This is a genomic window from Paenibacillus sp. BK033 (assembly GCF_004345425.1).
Classification (GTDB): domain Bacteria; phylum Bacillota; class Bacilli; order Paenibacillales; family Paenibacillaceae; genus Pristimantibacillus.
The window spans coordinates 207,918-223,314 of sequence record NZ_SLVP01000003.1 but is presented as its reverse complement, the minus strand read 5'-3'; the positions used below and the strand labels follow the sequence as shown (position 1 = coordinate 223,314).

The following is a 15,397-nucleotide window of genomic DNA, read 5'->3' as shown; positions in this document are numbered from 1 at the left end:
GGTAGAGGTCGATATCCGGGTAGTTGACCTTATTCAAGAAGTCCTATTATAGATGCAGAGCCGGGAAGCGCAACGGACCAAACGATTCGGACCTGGCTTATTCCAACGAAACGAGGGGACAAAATGAAACGAAAGATGATTATGCTTCATGCTTTGGTTACCATGATGCTTCTGCTTGCCGCATGTGGATCAAACAACGGGAATAACAGCAGCTCGTCCGGGAACGGAGGGACCGAGGAATCCGGCGGAGGCGGAGGCAAGCCCTATGAACTGACGGTGGCCTATTTCTCGCTTGGCAGCGTACCGAAGGACCAATTGCTCATTGAGCAAGAGCTAAACAAGATCACGAAAACGAAAATTAACGCCACCGTAAAGCTGTTGCCGATCAGCATGAGCGCATGGCAAAACCAGATTAACTTAATGTTAACCAGCAACGAGAAGCTTGACCTAATGCCAATGTTAGGCACCACGTACGCGAATCAAGTCGCAAAAGGCCAGTTGGTCCAACTGGATGACTTACTCTCCAACCAGGGGAAAGGAATCGTGGAGGCGCTTGGTCCGGATTACGCGAATGCGGCTCAGATTAACGGAAAAACGTATGCTGTTCCAACGGTCCGCGACTTGGCGCAAAGCTATGGTTTCTATTTGAACAAAAATCTTGCCGACAAGTATAATCTTGATTTGAGCAAAGTGAAAACCTTAGACGATGTAGAGCCGATTCTCAAGACCGTTAAGGAAAACGAGCCGAATATGATTCCGATGGTCAACGCCACGAACGCTTCACCGCTCTCTTCGTTCAGCACGCGGGATTCGCTTGGCGACGATATGGGCGTTCTGCTCAATAACGGACAAGATTTGAAAGTGGTGAATTGGTTCGAATCGGAAGAATACGCGGCAGAGTTGAAGAAAATGAGAGAATGGTATCTTGCCGGTTTTATCGCCAAGGATGCGGTTACGGTGAAGGAATCCAAATCCGAGATCATTAAAGCCGGCAAAGGAGCCGGAAGCCTTGCTGTCATGAAGCCCGGATTCAACGTACAGGAATCCCGCCAGAGCGGAACCCCGATCATATCCGTCGAGATGCTTCCGCCTGTCGCGAAAACCAGTACGGTCACTAATATCATGTGGGGAATCGCAAGGAATTCCCAGAACCCGGAAAAAGCGATGCAGTTCTTGAACCTCATGTATACGGACAAGGAGGTTGTCAATCTGCTCGACTGGGGAATCGAGGGCAAGCATTATGTCAAAGTATCCGATAACGTCATTGATTACCCGCAAGGCGTAAACGCAAGCAACGTCGGTTATGCCGGAACAGGATGGTTGTTCGGAAACCAGTTCCTATCTTACGTATTCAACGGAGACGATGAGCAGCTCTGGGAAAAGATGAAGGCATTTAACGCCGGAGCAATCAAGTCCAAGGCACTAGGCTTTACGTTCGACTCTTCATCGGTCAAGACGGAATATGCCGCCGTCAGCAACGTTCTTAGCCAATACCGCATCGCGCTGGAGTGCGGGGCGCTCGATCCGGCCAAGGTTCTTCCCGAGTTCTTATCGAAGCTGAAAGATGCGGGTATCGGCAAGATCATCGCCGAGAAGCAGAAGCAACTGGATTCCTGGGCTGCCAAGAAAGGCACGGAAGGAAATAGAACATGACAAGCTTCTCGGTCAGAAGGTGGAAAAAGTTCGCTCCTTTGTTTTTATTGATGCTTCCCGGGCTCGCTTATTTGATCGTCAATAATTATCTTCCCATGTTCGGAATTATCATTGCCTTCAAAGATATCAGTTTTTCGAAGGGGATTCTCGGCAGCGATTGGATCGGGTTCAAGAACTTTGAATATCTGTTCAAGACGGAGGATGCCTACATCATTACGCGTAATACCATTCTTTATAATGGATTTTTCATCATCGTAAACACGATCGGAGCCCTTGGCCTCGCGATACTGTTAAACGAAATACGGAAAAAGTTTTTCCAACGGTTCTATCAGAGCATCATCATTTTACCGCACTTGATTTCGATGGTAATCGTGAGTTATCTGGTGTTCGCCATGCTAAGCAGCGATACGGGATTTGTCAATAAATCGATTCTCCCGCTATTTGGCGCAAGCGATATATCCTGGTACTCGAGCAAGCAATATTGGCCTTATATTCTGACCATCGTCAATGTGTGGAAAGGCATCGGTTACTTGAGCGTCGTTTATTTGGCGTCCATCATCAGCATCGATCCGGAATATTACGAAGCGGCGACACTCGACGGCGCTTCGAAATGGAATCAAATCCGCACGATAACGGTTCCCCTCATTATACCCGTGATTACTATGATGACGCTGCTATCCATCGGTCGCATATTTTACTCTGATTTCGGGCTGTTCTACCAAGTTCCAATGGATTCGGGCATTTTATCGGAGACGACCAATGTCATCGATACTTACGTCTATCGCGCTCTCATGAACTTGGGCGACATCGGGATGTCATCCGCTGCAGGAGTGTATCAATCGATCGTTGGGTTTGTCCTGGTCATTATTTCCAACTTTGCGGTACGTAAATTCAGCAAAGACAATGCTTTATTCTAAACGGAGGTGACTCTTGATGCCGAACGACAGCAGATGGGTCAGATGGGTCGCGCATTCAGTCTTGATGGGTTTCTCGATTGTTTGCATCGTTCCATTTGTGCTCTTGGTGATGGCATCGCTTTCAAGCGAAAGCAGCATCATTCAACATGGTTATTCATTCTTCCCTCAACAGTTCAGCAGCAAGGCTTACGATTATTTATGGTCTCATTGGGGCGAGCTCGGACACGCTTACGGGATAACGGTGCTGATTACGGTGGTCGGCACTGTTGCCAGCCTGGCAATGACATCCATGCTGGCGTATCCGATGTCGCGTCAGGATATTCCGCTGCGAAATTTCTGGGCATTCCTCGTGTTTTTTACGCTTCTGTTTAATGGAGGACTCGTGCCGTCCTATTTAATTTACACGCAGGTGTTTGAGATCAAGAATACGATCTGGGCACTGGTTGTTCCGGGTTTGCTCATGAACGGATTTTATGTGCTGCTGGTCCGGACGTTCTTCGCGACCTCGGTTCCCCCTGCCTTGATCGAGGCAGCTCAAATCGACGGAGCGGGGGAGATCAAGGCATTTTATAAAATTGTTCTTCCTCTGTCGATGCCTATCATGGCTACGATCGGTTTGTTCGAAGCGATTCTTTACTGGAACGATTGGTTTAACGGGATGACGTACGTGACCGATCCGAAGTTGTTCAGCATCCAGAACATACTAAACCGAATGATCTCGGATATTCAGTTCCTTGCGAACAACAGCAATCTTTCCTCTACAGCAGGCGATGCAATGTCGGAACTGCCTGGATCGTCGGTACGAATGGCCATTGCGGTAATCGGAGTCCTCCCGATTCTGATCATCTATCCGTTCTTCCAGAAATATTTCATCAAGGGCATCACGATCGGCGCCGTGAAGTAATAGGGTGGCAGCTCGAATAGGGAGGAACATCTCGATCGGAACTTGGAGCAAATTAATGGAGAAACTAGAAACGGGGAGCGGCGAATAAGATGTCTCATGCGATATCATTAAACGATAACTGGATTTTTACCACAACAGACGATTCTGCTTATCAGCTCAAGCCTATTACGGAGGGACACATGGTTTCGCTCCCTCATACCTGGAATCAAACGGACGGTCAAGGGGGCGCAGATTCCTATTTTCGCGGTTCCTGCTGGTATCAGAAAGGATTGATTGTCTCCCCGGAGGACTTAACCAAGCATATATACCTGGAGATCGGAGCGGCTGGAAATATCGGGCACGTGTATGTCAATGGCCGATTAGCCGGGGAAAGCCGCTGCGGTTATGCCATGTTTCGCGTACTGCTGACCCCGTATCTGAAGGAAGGGGAGAACCTCATCGCGATTCAGGTGGACAACCGTCAACATAACGAGGTGTTTCCTCTCATGGCCGACTTTACTTTCTATGGAGGCCTGTATCGGGAAGTTAAGCTTTTCTACATGGACGATATTCATTTTGAGATGACGGACAACGGACGCGACGGTATTTATTTGACTCCAAAGAAATTGGAAGGACGAACCTTCGAATTGCTGGTTGAAGGCCAAGTTGCCAATCGGTCCGCAATGCCTGAAAAAGGAGAGATCAGGGTTCGGCTTCAGGATCAAGATGGAATAACCGTATTGGAAGACGTTATGCAGCTGGCGTTTGAGGATCAAACGAAGTTTGCAATGCGAAGCGAGCTTATAGATCCGATCCTGTGGGAAGGGGTAGTACGGCCCTATTTATACTCGGCAACCATTGAAGTCATCGTAGGGGGACGGATTAGGGATTCCCGGAACATTTCAGTCGGCTTTCGAACGATTGAGGTCACAACGGATCGCGGATTTCTCTTAAACGGCAAACCGGTCAAGTTGAACGGCGTGTGCCGCCACCAGGATTTCGGCGGCAGGGGCAACGCCATAACCAAAGAGCATATGGAATTGGACATGTCCTTGATCCGCGAAATTGGAGCCAATAGCCTTCGGCTCGCCCATTACCAGCATGACGATTATTTTTACAGCTTGTGCGATCGTTACGGATTGTTGGTATGGGCCGAGATTCCCTTCATCAGTATCCCTTCCGCCCAGGACCCCGAGAGTCGGAATGCGGAGGAGCAATTGGAAAAGCTCATCAAGCAAGCTTACAACCATTGCTCCATCTATTGCTGGGGGGTTCAAAACGAAATTACGATCGCGGTTGAAAACGAGCATACTCACCGGTCGATTCAGAAATTGGTTCGATATGCGAGAGCTTTGGATCCGAATCGTTTGACCGCGCAGGCGAATATCTACAGCGTCGAGAATGAAAGTGTCATCAATCGGTATACGGATCTTGTAGGATACAATTTGTATTACGGCTGGTATTACGGAGAGATTAAGGATTTGGCCGACCGTTTCGATGCGTTTCATCAAGCTCAGCCGGATGTTCCGCTAATCTTGTCCGAGTATGGCGTGGATACCAATCCTAAGTATCATTCCTATACGCCTCAAGTTCAAGATTACACGGAAGAATACCAGCTTCTATTCCATCGCAATGCGATTGAAGCAATGAGCTCGAGACTGTTCGTTCAGGGCGGGTACGTCTGGAACATGTTCGACTTCGGAAGCGCAAATCGGCGGGAAGGAGGAGAGACCGGCAAAAATCAGAAGGGGCTTGTGACGATCGATCGCGCCTTGAAGAAGGATGCCTTCTATCTTTATAAGGCTTACTGGTCGAAGGAGCCTTTCGTTCATTTGGCCGGCCGGCGCTTCGTGAATCGGCATCAAGAGCTCAACGACATCGTGATCCTGTCGAACTTGAGGCGGGTCCGTGTTTATCTGAACGGGATTCTCCTGACGGAGATTTCGAACGAAGAACCGGTGAAAATTGTGAAAGATGTCTCTTTGGCTATCGGAGAACACCTATTGCAAGTAGAGGCAACGGATGAGCTTAGCCATGTTTATCGCGATGAAATTCAGCTATGCCGCGTGATGGAGATCGACTCGAGTTATATCCATGTGAAAAAAGAAGAATCCGGGAATGTCGTTAATTGGTTTGAGAAATTCGATCTGTCTAACGCGGAAAGCATTGAATTGAAGGAAGGTTACTATTCGACCTTCGATACGTTCGATGAATATGATGGCAACGAAGAAGCAAAACGAGTATTCCTCAAATACTTCGGAGACATGACGAACAATCCTTTCTTCGAAGTAACGAAAAACGTTATGTCGATCGAGAAGTTTGCGCAAATTACAAATATTCCACCGGAATTATTGGCAGTCATTAATAGGGAATTGAATGTAATCAAAAAGGTGACGTAATGGATAAAAGCCGCGAAAAAACGCGGCTTTTTCCTATTTTCGATTACGGACATAAAATCACTCTACACATCCACAACTTAGGAAAGGAATATGGATAGCTCCTTTTATGTAGCCGCGTTCAAAGCTTTACTTCCTCAAATAGGCCTTTTCTCGATTCGAAAAATCACTACCGGAACAACGAGAATAAATGCAATTGCCCCGTAAAGTCCTATCGTATAACTCGTTACATAGGTAATGCCAATCATCTTGTGCAGGATGAAGGTGAACAGATGAATCAGCATATTCGTAAAGCAGAAGGCGTAGCTGCGGATCATCCACCGGCGATGCGGAGAAACCCGTTTTTTCCGGATGTGAACAATCGCTGTTGTTGTGACAGCCAGCCAAATCAGATTAAGCAAATTAAAGCCCATGCTGCTTATTTTTCCTCCTGTTGCATAAGGGGCCATGTATCCGGAGGTCAGCACCACCATCAGTACGGAAGTTACATAGATGTATCCGTTCGAGCGATGTAACCGGGGGTGCTTCATATAACTGCCGGTCCAGAAGTTGAGAAGCCCCGAGGCCATTGCGACGCAGGCGAACGCGATATGAACGTACATAACCATTAACCAGGCTGACGTATTAAGCTCCCGCGTTAGATCTGTCTTGTGGCCTAGGAATGCCTCCGCGCCCGGATCGATCATGTAATTGTGGGCCAGCGAATAGAGGATGTAAATAGCGCAAACAGACGAAACCAGCTTGTAGAAAGATAAATTTTTAATCAATGCTTCCCGCAACCTCCCTTTGATATAAAACCGCTAATCCGAAGGATAGCAGGAAAGTCTCTCGAATGAAGCGCACAAATGATCACAAAATAATAAACAAACCGTCACAATATGCGAAGAGCTCGTTTTTTCCGGGACGAAGATGGTACACTTTTGATCGTGGGCATACTTGGATTGGAGGCGGGATGGACATGAATAAGGAAGAACCGATCGTCTTGGTCGTGGATGACGATCAGAGCATCGTCGACTTATTGAGAGACTTTTTGGAGAACGATCAATTCGGGGTATTGACGGCTAACGACGCTGCGGAGGCATGGACCATCCTGCAGCAGAATTCCGTTCATTGCATCATCCTGGACATTATGATGCCGGGACAAACTGGATTTGAGCTTTGCCGGCGAATTCGGGCGGAGAGCAGCATCCCCATATTGTTCTTGAGCGCTCGCGGCGAAGATGTCGATAAGATTCGCGGCCTTACGCTTGGCGGGGACGATTATATTGTAAAAACCGCTTCGCCCGGAGAGATTGTGGCTCGGGTGAAAGCCGTTCTACGGCGTACGGGAACAACGCAATTCAATCAGAATCAAGTGCTCGAATATGGCCGCATTAAGCTTGATGCGAGCACGAGGGAAGTATTCGTGGGTCAAGCGAATGTATCGCTAACGCCCAAGGAATTCGAGCTGTTGCGATTATTTCTGGAGCACCCGAAGCAGGTGTTTACCTATGACCAGCTGCTGGAGAAGTTCTGGGAGGGCATTGGGGACAAACATACCATACGCGTCCATTTGAGCCGTCTACGCGAGAAGATCGAGCTAGATTCCGGTCAGCAGCAGCTTATTAATATATGGGGCGTTGGTTACCGCTTCGAGGGTGTGTAGGATGCAAAAGCTTCGTCTTCGTACGCATTCCTTGCTTAGCTTGGGATTGCTTCTGCTGCTGCCTTGGATATTCTTTGTCATTGTATTTTTCATTACGACTAAATCGCTGCATATTAGAGAGGACCGGACGGATTCCTACGCGGTTCCCATGGCGGCTGCTTTCGCGGGGCTGCTGGTTGCTTTCGTTATTGTTGGCTGGCAAATGCGGAGGCTTCTTCTAAAGCCCCTTGAGGGGCTGGGCTTAGCAGCACGAAAGATAGCGGGAAGCGATTGGGACATCGAGCTGCCCCAATCGAACATTAGGGAAATTTCGGAGGTTCGAAACGGATTTGAATTAATGGTGAACGAGCTTCAAGACTCGCATTTAAAGCAGGCAAAGCTGGAGGAAGAGAGGCGATTCGTCATCGCGGCCGTCGCGCATGACTTGCGGACTCCGTTATTTGCCTTACGCGGATATTTGGACGGGCTTGAGCAAGGCATAGCGCAAACACCGGAACAAATGTCGAAATACGTAGCCGTATGCAAGCAGAAATCGGCGCAATTGGACCGGTTGGTCGAGGACCTTTTCGCTTTTACCCGAATGGAATATCAGGAGGCCGAATTGATTAGAGCTCCGATAGATTTTGGAAGCATTATTCAAAAATCGATGGAAAGCTTGGAGCCGCAAGCAAAAGCAAAGCAAATCTCCCTTCTTCTCCATTCAATGCCGGACGATTGCGCGGTTCGCGGCGATTCGCATATGCTCGAGCGCGCAATAAGCAATTTACTGGATAATGCCGTTCGGCATACACCCGATTGCGGACGGATTTACGTTCAATATTGGATAGAGAAGGATCGGGTGTCTTTCACGATCCACGATTCCGGGCAGGGCTTTTCAACGGAAGAGCAGGAACAGGTATTTGAACCGCTTTACAGGGGAGAGAAGTCAAGGAACCGCGCAACCGGAGGCGCGGGTTTGGGGTTAACCATATCGCGCCGAATTATTCGCCAGCATGGTGGCGAATTAGCCGCGAGCAATCATCCAGCAGGAGGGGCCCTTCTTTCGGGCTGGATTCCTGCCGATGATCGCTGCTAAACAAATCAAAGAGATAGACGGCAAAATCAAATCCCGGTATGATGCTTGCGTTCGCTGGAGGAGTCCCGCTTCGTGCGGTACTTCTCCTTTTCGTCCTGCTGCTCAATGGTCTGATCCTCAACGGGGATCGGATCAACCGTGCGTTCGCTAACGAACTTGTCGAATAGGCTCTCCTTCTCCGTTGGCACTCCCTCCGGGTTATCACGGTTGCCCTGCTGCACGCGCCTGCGGTCGGCGCTTCGCTCGAATTCGTTCATCGTTGTCACCTCGCATCAATTTATATCTATTCTTACCCGGTTTTGAACCGTACTCAAACGTGGAATGCGCCTGTTAATTTCCGTAGACTCATACTAGCGTTTTTCGCCTCTAGCATTGTTCATATTTTAGTAGTGCCTTCAATTACGGAATATGTTACTTTTATAAGTAATTTCCATTATTGAATTGGAGGCATGACAATGAAATTTGAGTGGTTGAATGAGAGTGAAATCCATGAAACGGAAGGCAGAATAGAAATACAGGCAACGGCGAAGAGCGATTTTTTCATTAATCATGGAGCAATAGCCGATGAAGGAATCACGCCGGAATCACTTTGTAATGCGCCGTTTTACTATACAGAAATATCCGGAGACTTTGTGATGCGGGTAAAGGTATCGCATGATTTCAAAGATACATACGATTCCGCCTCCATCATGGTAATGAAGGATCTCACGCATTGGGCAAAGGCTTGCTTTGAATTAACGGATTTTGATACTCATGCGGTTGTTAGTGTGGTGACGAAGGAAGAATCGGATGATGCGAACGGCTGCAATATCGATGATCACACGGTATGGCTGCAGGCGTGCAGAAGCGGGAACTCATTTGCATTCCATTACTCTGCGGATGGGGAAAACTTTTATATGATGCGATTTTTCGCTTTGCCTGCGGATGAGACGGTCAAGGTGGGGCTATTGGCACAAGCACCGTTAGGAAACGGCGGCAAGAGAATTTACGAGAATCTAACGATCGAGAGAAAAACGGTCAAAAATATTCGCATGGGCAAATAAGGCTTGCCTTACCGCAATAAATTAGCCTCCCATCACTTATCGGACGGTTTTGACGAGGCAGCGCTGAGGGAGTTAAACGGTTGAAGGGGATGAACTGCACTCTAAATGGTTAGATACCATTGTCTTGGAGAGCAGTTCATGCCTTTTTTTAATAGGTTCAGCAGCACGCTCCCTTGATAGCCAAGCGAGGCCGCAAATTTCCCTTGTGCGTTAATAAGGTTGTTCCTAATAAACGAAAGCTTTTCCGCTTCTTGGAGTCATAATCGGCTTCACTTCAAACTTGGCGTAAGCACCTCCTCGTAAATTCCTCGCTATCATTTCTTGGAAGCTGCAAAAAATGAATTAAACGGTTGGAATGGTTCCTCCGTCAATGACATACTCGCTGCCGTGAATAGCCGCTGCGCGGTCCGAAGCGAGGAATGCAGCGAGCTCGGCAACCTCATCCGGCATTCCGGGGCGGCCAAACGGAATGCCTCCAAGAGAATCCATCAGCTGCTTCAGCGCTGCTTCGCGGCTTCCCGCCGTTACGGCGAGACGATCGATCAGCCGGTCCGCGGCTTCCGTTTGCACAAAGCCAGGTGCAATGGTATTAATGCGGATTCCTTTGGGGGCGAACTCGTTGGATAGACCTTTGCTGTAGGCGGTCAAAGCTGCTTTTGCCGCAGCGTATGCCAATGTTGATTCATAAAGGGGCATCGTCCTTTGAATAGAGCTGACATGTATAATGACGCCCTTGCTTTGTTCCAGCATGACCGGAATCAGGCTGCGGTCCAAACGGACGGAGCCAAGCAGGTTCGTATTCAATTCCTCCAGCCAATGCTCCTCGGTTAACGCGAGTGCCCCGCCGGCAGGGGAGCTTGAACCGCCAACCGTATTGATCAGAATGTCAATTCCTCCGAGCTTTTTATGAACAGCGTCAACAATGGCAGCTGTTCCTTCCGGTTTCGTAACGTCGGCTTGCACAAAATAAACGTTCGGAATGGGGTAGTCTTCCGGTACATTGCGCGCTGTCGTAAGGACAGTCGCTCCGGCTCCGGCCATTCGCTTCACGATAGCAAGGCCCATTCCTTGCGTTCCTCCCGTAACTAATGCCCGTTTTCCTTGGAATTCGTTCTCAAAAGATGCATAGTTCATCTAAAAATCCTCCTTATTTTGGTTAGGCTCATTTCCACGGGTTTAAGTTTACTCTTTATCGAAAAATAAATATAATTTATATTTATAATCATTTTCATTACTAGAACGAATGAGTTTAAACCATAGGAGTGTAGAACGATGGAATTGACCCAATTGGAATATTTTTTGAAAGTTGCGAGAATGGAGCATTTAACAAGAGCCGCTGAATCCTTATCCATTACTCAGCCTGCTCTCAGCCATTCGATCTTGAAGCTGGAAACCGAGCTTGGTGTTCCTTTGTTCGAACGGAAAGGAAGAAACCTCAAGATCAACCGGTACGGAATGATGTTCTCCAAGCATGTGGAGAAGATCCTGCAGCAAGTAGAGCGCGGAAAAAAAGAGATCGAGGAGCACTCCAATCCGGAATCCGGCGTGATCCATCTGGCTTATTTAAATATACTCGGGGTTGATCTGATCCCTAAGCTTATCCGGGAGTATCAGCTTGCAAACCCGGCTATTACCTTTGAGCTGTCGCAAGGCGACAAGGGAACTATTCTGAACCAGGTTGAGGAGGGGCATTCCGATCTTATGATTACTTCCGAAAAACCGGTAAACGAAACCTATGAATGGGTACCGTTGTTATCGCTTCCGCTCTATCTGGTCGTCTCGGAGGAACATCGATTAGCGAATGAAGCATCCGTTCAATTGGGAGAGATTGCGGGGGAGCCGTTTGTTGGCTTGAAGCATAACTGCAGCTTGAGAAACTCGCTGCTTGCCCGGGTTCATCATCAGAATTTCACTCTTGCCTCCACCTATGACGCGGAGGATCTTCAGACGGTGGCCGGCTTTGTAGCGGCGGGACTTGGGATATCGGTGCTGCCGCAAACTGCCGGTTTAAATCTAAACGGTATAAAATGGATCCCGATTGCGGAGGAGGGATGGCGCTGGGAGGTTGGGTTGCATCTCAAAAAGGAACGATTCCTGTCCCCGGCCACAGCGCGGTTTGTTGGATTCATTAAGGAAAAGGCCGGTTTTTAAACGGTATACCTCATGCTGTCCAAAAAAAATTTATGATGAAATGAACTTTCTACGCCCCAACGTGCTCTTATCTATGAAAGGGGAGAGAACATGAGTGTAAGCCGGTTAGTCAGACAAGCCCAAAAAGGCAATAAAGATGCTTTATTGCAGCTAATCATGGCCGATCAGGACGCGTACTATCGCCTTGCTTATACCTATATGGGGAACGAGCACGATGCGCTGGATGCGATGGAGGATATGATTGTTACCTTATACGAAAAGATTGATCAGCTTCAAAAGAGCGAAGCCTTTTACAGCTGGAGCAAAACGATTCTGGTGAATCGCTGCAAGGCTATGCTTCGCAAGAACGGGAAGTTCACGCCGCTTGAGGACGGGCAGGAAGCAGGCGTCTACGGTTTAACGGAAGATAATCCGTATCGCGGCACGGAATCCGAGATGGATATGCAGACGCTGCTCTCCCATCTGAATGCCCATCAGCGGGAAGCTATCGAGCTTCGTTATGTGCATGACTTTCCTTATCAGACGATAGCGGACATGACGGGGGTACCGCTCGGGACGATCAAATCAAGAATTTCGCAGGGTATTGAAAAATTGAAGGTGATTATCGGAGGTGATCGTTATGAATGCGATTGAGGATAAAATCCAAGAGCACAAACAAAATTTGAGTCAGATCAAGGCTCCCATTGAATTGGAGGATCGGCTGCGGCAGGCTCTCCACCGGATTCCCGAGAAAAAGCGCAGAAATAACAAGGCTCTTATGTGGAGCATCTCGGCTGCTGCGGCTCTGCTGATCCTCGTGTCCACGTATCAATACCCGGCATTTGCGTACCTTGGAGGCAAGCTGCTTAACAGGGTAGAGCTAAGCTCGCTAAGCTTCGCCGAGGTTGCGGAGCAGGGGTACGGACAATCCATTAACAAGAGCAAAACGTTCAAGGATGGCACCGTCACTACGATTAACGGGGTTATTGCCGACGATAACGCCTTTCTTATGTATTACACCATCAAGCTCCCTGAGGGCGTAACGTTTAAATCTGATGAATTTATCCGTTACGGTGTTAATAAAATAAAAGGATTTTTGACGAATTCCAATATGACGGAAGGCGCAGGCAATTACAGCAAGGATAAAACACAGTTCCAAGGGGTCTATAAATTCGAGCCCGTAAATCCGTTTTCCCGAACGCTAACAGCCCATTTCAGTGAGAGGCTGGATAGCGGCGAGCAGGAAATACTGCCGATCTCCTTCAAATTTGAGGCCAATAAGGCGATGAAAAGCATCATTAACGAGAAAATTTCCAAAACGGTGGCAGTTGATGAGGGAACGGTTCATTATGACGCCATCGTAGCTTCGCCGACTTCAACGGTCATACGAGGACATTACGAACTGAATAATAATGGCGGGTACCCGAGGTTCCCGGGCAAAACAAAGCTTTTTGTTAACGGTACCGAGGTTGAATCCTTTGGCTACCGGTCGGGCGGGTTAGACGGAAAAAACAGCCCAACGTTTGAGTTTAATTACGATGTACTCCCAACGGATAAGATTAAATCGCTGGAAATCGTGCTCGATAAATTCAGCGGTTACCGGAAGATAACGGAGCCGATTCCGCTGACTTCGCCTTCCGACCGTTCCATGAAAATCAATAACGAGAAGTTATGGATCCGAAGCGTAACGAAAACAGGAAGCGGCTACGACATCGTTATCGCCAGAAAAGAATTTACGATCCTGGATACCGATGATTTATCGGTGCAAGCCGGCGGCAAAAAAATCCCGATTGCTTCGATTTCCGTCTCGCGTCCTTGGGATCTGGGGAACGGGAATGTGTTAAGAGAGCAGACTTACTCCGTTCAGACGCAGGATAAACCGGAGTTTCTGCTATTAGAGGGTTTCCATTACATTAAGGAGTATAATACAAAGATATCCATTCCCATTGATCCGAATTAAGGCCGTGTTCCGAGAAGGGAGAGGGAAGATTTGACTTCGTTTTTTGCGCGCTACGTGGAAGAAGAATTTATTCCCTACTCCGCTTCGCACATCGTTATGCTTGCCGCATTGGTGGTGCTGGCGCTTCTTCTATATGGCTTTCGGGAGCGAAGCCGGAGCAATGCTCACGTAAAAACCATGATCCGGTACAGTATCCTGCTGGGTCTTCTCGCACCTCAAATTCTTCTTTATTATTGGTATGCCATCGTGGGGCTGTGGAGCGTCAAATATACGCTTCCGCTTGAGCTCTGCAGTATATCGCAAATGCTTGCGATTATAATGCTGTTCACGCGAAGCAAACTGCTGTATCAGATTGTCTTTTTCGCCGGTATTGGCGGCGCGATGCAAGCGATGCTGACGCCGGATTTGGATTATCCGTATCCGCATTTCCGGTTTTTTCACTTCTTTATCGTGCATATCGCCATTATTCTTGCTCCTCTTTATATGACGTGGATCGAGGGCTTTCGGCCGACATGGAAATCCGTTTGGCTTACGATGATTTTTCTGAACATTCTTCTCGTTGCGGTGGGAGGAGCGGATTACTGGCTGGATGCCAACTATATGTTCCTGAGGGAAAAGCCCCAAGGCGCATCCCTATTGGATTTATTGGGGCCGTATCCCTATTACTTGATTGCGGAGGAGGGAATTGCTCTTGTTCTATTCTCCTTGATGTACCTGCCCTTTATTCCATGGAGAAGACGGCAGAGCTGAGGCTATGCCGTTACCTGTATAGAAGGAATGATAAACATTTAGGGAGAGCCGGTTTATTAACCGGTTCTTTTTTGCTGGCCCGGATAAAAAAAAGGGGGTCCAACGTCATTTTCATGACTTATGGGACACCCCTTTCCATTATTTAGTCTTCCTTAGGTATAAAATCGAAGATTTCTCCGGATTCGAACGAATCGATTAAACGGTGCAGCCAGCGGTAGTATTTGAGAGCTTCGTTAATTTTCTGCTCATCGATTGAAGTGATTTCCTGCAAGGTGCTGTTATCGGGATCTGATGCTTGAAGCGCGTGAAGCTCTTTCAACGACTTCTGAAGAGAAGACATGTTGCTTTCCACGGCTTTCCGCCATTTTATCGAGAAGAAGTCCGTAAAGTTCTGGTACCAGTCGGGAACAACCTCATAGAAGTCCTTCCTCGAGCCTTTGCCCCATACCTTATCGATCATCTTCAAATCCATTAACGTCCGCATGCCGGTGCTCATGGATGTTTTGCTCATTCCCATCTGCTGGCTCATTTGATCCAGCGTAATGGGGTCGTTCTGAAAATACATATAACCGTAAAGATGACCAATTGATAATGTTATGCCGTAAAGATCCATGTTTTTTCCGATCGAGTCAATCACACGCTGGCGTGATACGTGCAGCGACCGTGATTGCTCAGGCGTTAAGCCGCCTATATTTTCGTCCATAATTGCCTCCTGGGTCACCTTGTCACACTTCATTTGTTATTGTAAGCCGATCTGAAATTAAAAGTAAAGCATTCATTTCCATAAGCATTATGGAGGAAATGGAAGGGATCAGGAGTATTCGTATTGTACAGTTTAAACTGTACGTAAATTACGTACGGATATTAACGTTGACTAAAGATGGCCAAAAAGCCTAAACTGGCGTCAGACCAAAAAAAGTAAGCTCATGCTTGCGAAGCAATAGG

15 protein-coding genes are annotated in these 15,397 nt (G+C 47.9%); 11 read left to right on the top strand and 4 right to left on the bottom strand.

The window, feature by feature from the left end:
* The first annotated feature begins 123 nt into the window (after positions 1-123).
* The 4 genes from EV294_RS13310 to EV294_RS13295 all read left to right on the top strand — a co-directional run bounded on the left by EV294_RS13310 (position 124) and on the right by EV294_RS13295 (position 5,852).
* On the top strand, positions 124-1,653 hold the full coding sequence (locus EV294_RS13310) for an ABC transporter substrate-binding protein (RefSeq protein WP_132307479.1): 1,530 nt from the start codon (positions 124-126) through the stop codon (positions 1,651-1,653).
* On the top strand, positions 1,650-2,570 hold the full coding sequence (locus tag EV294_RS13305) for an ABC transporter permease (RefSeq protein ID WP_132307477.1): 921 nt from the start codon (positions 1,650-1,652) through the stop codon (positions 2,568-2,570). The genes EV294_RS13310 and EV294_RS13305 overlap by 4 nt, the downstream gene beginning before the upstream one ends.
* 16 nt (positions 2,571-2,586) lie before the next feature.
* Positions 2,587-3,474: a carbohydrate ABC transporter permease gene (locus EV294_RS13300; RefSeq protein WP_132307475.1), complete on the top strand. Its 888-nt coding sequence runs from the start codon at positions 2,587-2,589 to the stop codon at positions 3,472-3,474.
* Positions 3,475-3,563: 89 nt separating this feature from the next.
* Positions 3,564-5,852, top strand: a complete 2,289-nt coding sequence (locus EV294_RS13295; protein WP_132307473.1) for a glycoside hydrolase family 2 protein — start codon at positions 3,564-3,566, stop codon at positions 5,850-5,852.
* Positions 5,853-5,986: 134 nt separating this feature from the next.
* On the opposite strand, the gene EV294_RS13290 is transcribed toward EV294_RS13295, so the two are convergent.
* Entirely contained in the window at positions 5,987-6,616 is a 630-nt protein-coding gene (locus EV294_RS13290; protein WP_132307471.1) for a DUF2306 domain-containing protein, read from the bottom strand.
* Positions 6,617-6,807: 191 nt separating this feature from the next.
* On the opposite strand from EV294_RS13290, the gene EV294_RS13285 reads away from it, so the two are divergent.
* Positions 6,808-7,494: a response regulator transcription factor gene (locus EV294_RS13285; protein WP_132307469.1), complete on the top strand. Its 687-nt coding sequence runs from the start codon at positions 6,808-6,810 to the stop codon at positions 7,492-7,494.
* 1 nt (position 7,495) lies between these two features.
* Positions 7,496-8,569, top strand: a complete 1,074-nt coding sequence (locus EV294_RS13280) for a sensor histidine kinase (RefSeq protein WP_132307467.1) — start codon at positions 7,496-7,498, stop codon at positions 8,567-8,569.
* Between the two features lie 26 nt (positions 8,570-8,595).
* Here EV294_RS13280 and EV294_RS13275 read toward each other — a convergent pair whose 3' ends face one another.
* Positions 8,596-8,826, bottom strand: coding sequence for a hypothetical protein (locus EV294_RS13275; protein ID WP_132307465.1), 231 nt, complete (start codon positions 8,824-8,826; stop codon positions 8,596-8,598).
* Between the two features lie 198 nt (positions 8,827-9,024).
* On the opposite strand from EV294_RS13275, the gene EV294_RS13270 reads away from it, so the two are divergent.
* Positions 9,025-9,612 (top strand): DUF1349 domain-containing protein, encoded by a 588-nt coding sequence (locus tag EV294_RS13270; RefSeq protein ID WP_132307463.1) that lies wholly within the window; start codon positions 9,025-9,027, stop codon positions 9,610-9,612.
* A gap of 342 nt (positions 9,613-9,954) precedes the next feature.
* On the opposite strand, the gene EV294_RS13265 is transcribed toward EV294_RS13270, so the two are convergent.
* A complete protein-coding gene (locus EV294_RS13265; protein ID WP_132307461.1) occupies positions 9,955-10,746 on the bottom strand; it encodes an SDR family oxidoreductase in 792 nt (263 codons plus the stop codon).
* A gap of 138 nt (positions 10,747-10,884) precedes the next feature.
* Between EV294_RS13265 and EV294_RS13260 the strand changes: the two genes are divergently transcribed.
* The 4 genes from EV294_RS13260 (at position 10,885) to EV294_RS13245 (ending at position 14,452) form a co-directional block, all read left to right on the top strand.
* A complete protein-coding gene (locus EV294_RS13260) occupies positions 10,885-11,763 on the top strand; it encodes a LysR family transcriptional regulator (RefSeq protein ID WP_132307459.1) in 879 nt (292 codons plus the stop codon).
* A 90-nt stretch (positions 11,764-11,853) separates the two neighbouring features.
* Positions 11,854-12,396: an RNA polymerase sigma factor gene (locus tag EV294_RS13255; protein WP_132307457.1), complete on the top strand. Its 543-nt coding sequence runs from the start codon at positions 11,854-11,856 to the stop codon at positions 12,394-12,396.
* Positions 12,383-13,702 carry a DUF4179 domain-containing protein gene (locus tag EV294_RS13250; RefSeq protein WP_132307455.1) on the top strand — a complete coding sequence of 440 codons (1,320 nt, stop codon included), beginning with the start codon at positions 12,383-12,385 and terminating at the stop codon, positions 13,700-13,702. Before EV294_RS13255 ends, EV294_RS13250 begins: the two co-directional genes overlap by 14 nt.
* A 30-nt stretch (positions 13,703-13,732) precedes the next feature.
* Positions 13,733-14,452, top strand: coding sequence for a YwaF family protein (locus EV294_RS13245; protein ID WP_132307453.1), 720 nt, complete (start codon positions 13,733-13,735; stop codon positions 14,450-14,452).
* A gap of 142 nt (positions 14,453-14,594) precedes the next feature.
* On the opposite strand, the gene EV294_RS13240 is transcribed toward EV294_RS13245, so the two are convergent.
* A complete protein-coding gene (locus EV294_RS13240) occupies positions 14,595-15,155 on the bottom strand; it encodes a GbsR/MarR family transcriptional regulator (RefSeq protein ID WP_132307451.1) in 561 nt (186 codons plus the stop codon).
* Positions 15,156-15,397: the final 242 nt, after the last annotated feature.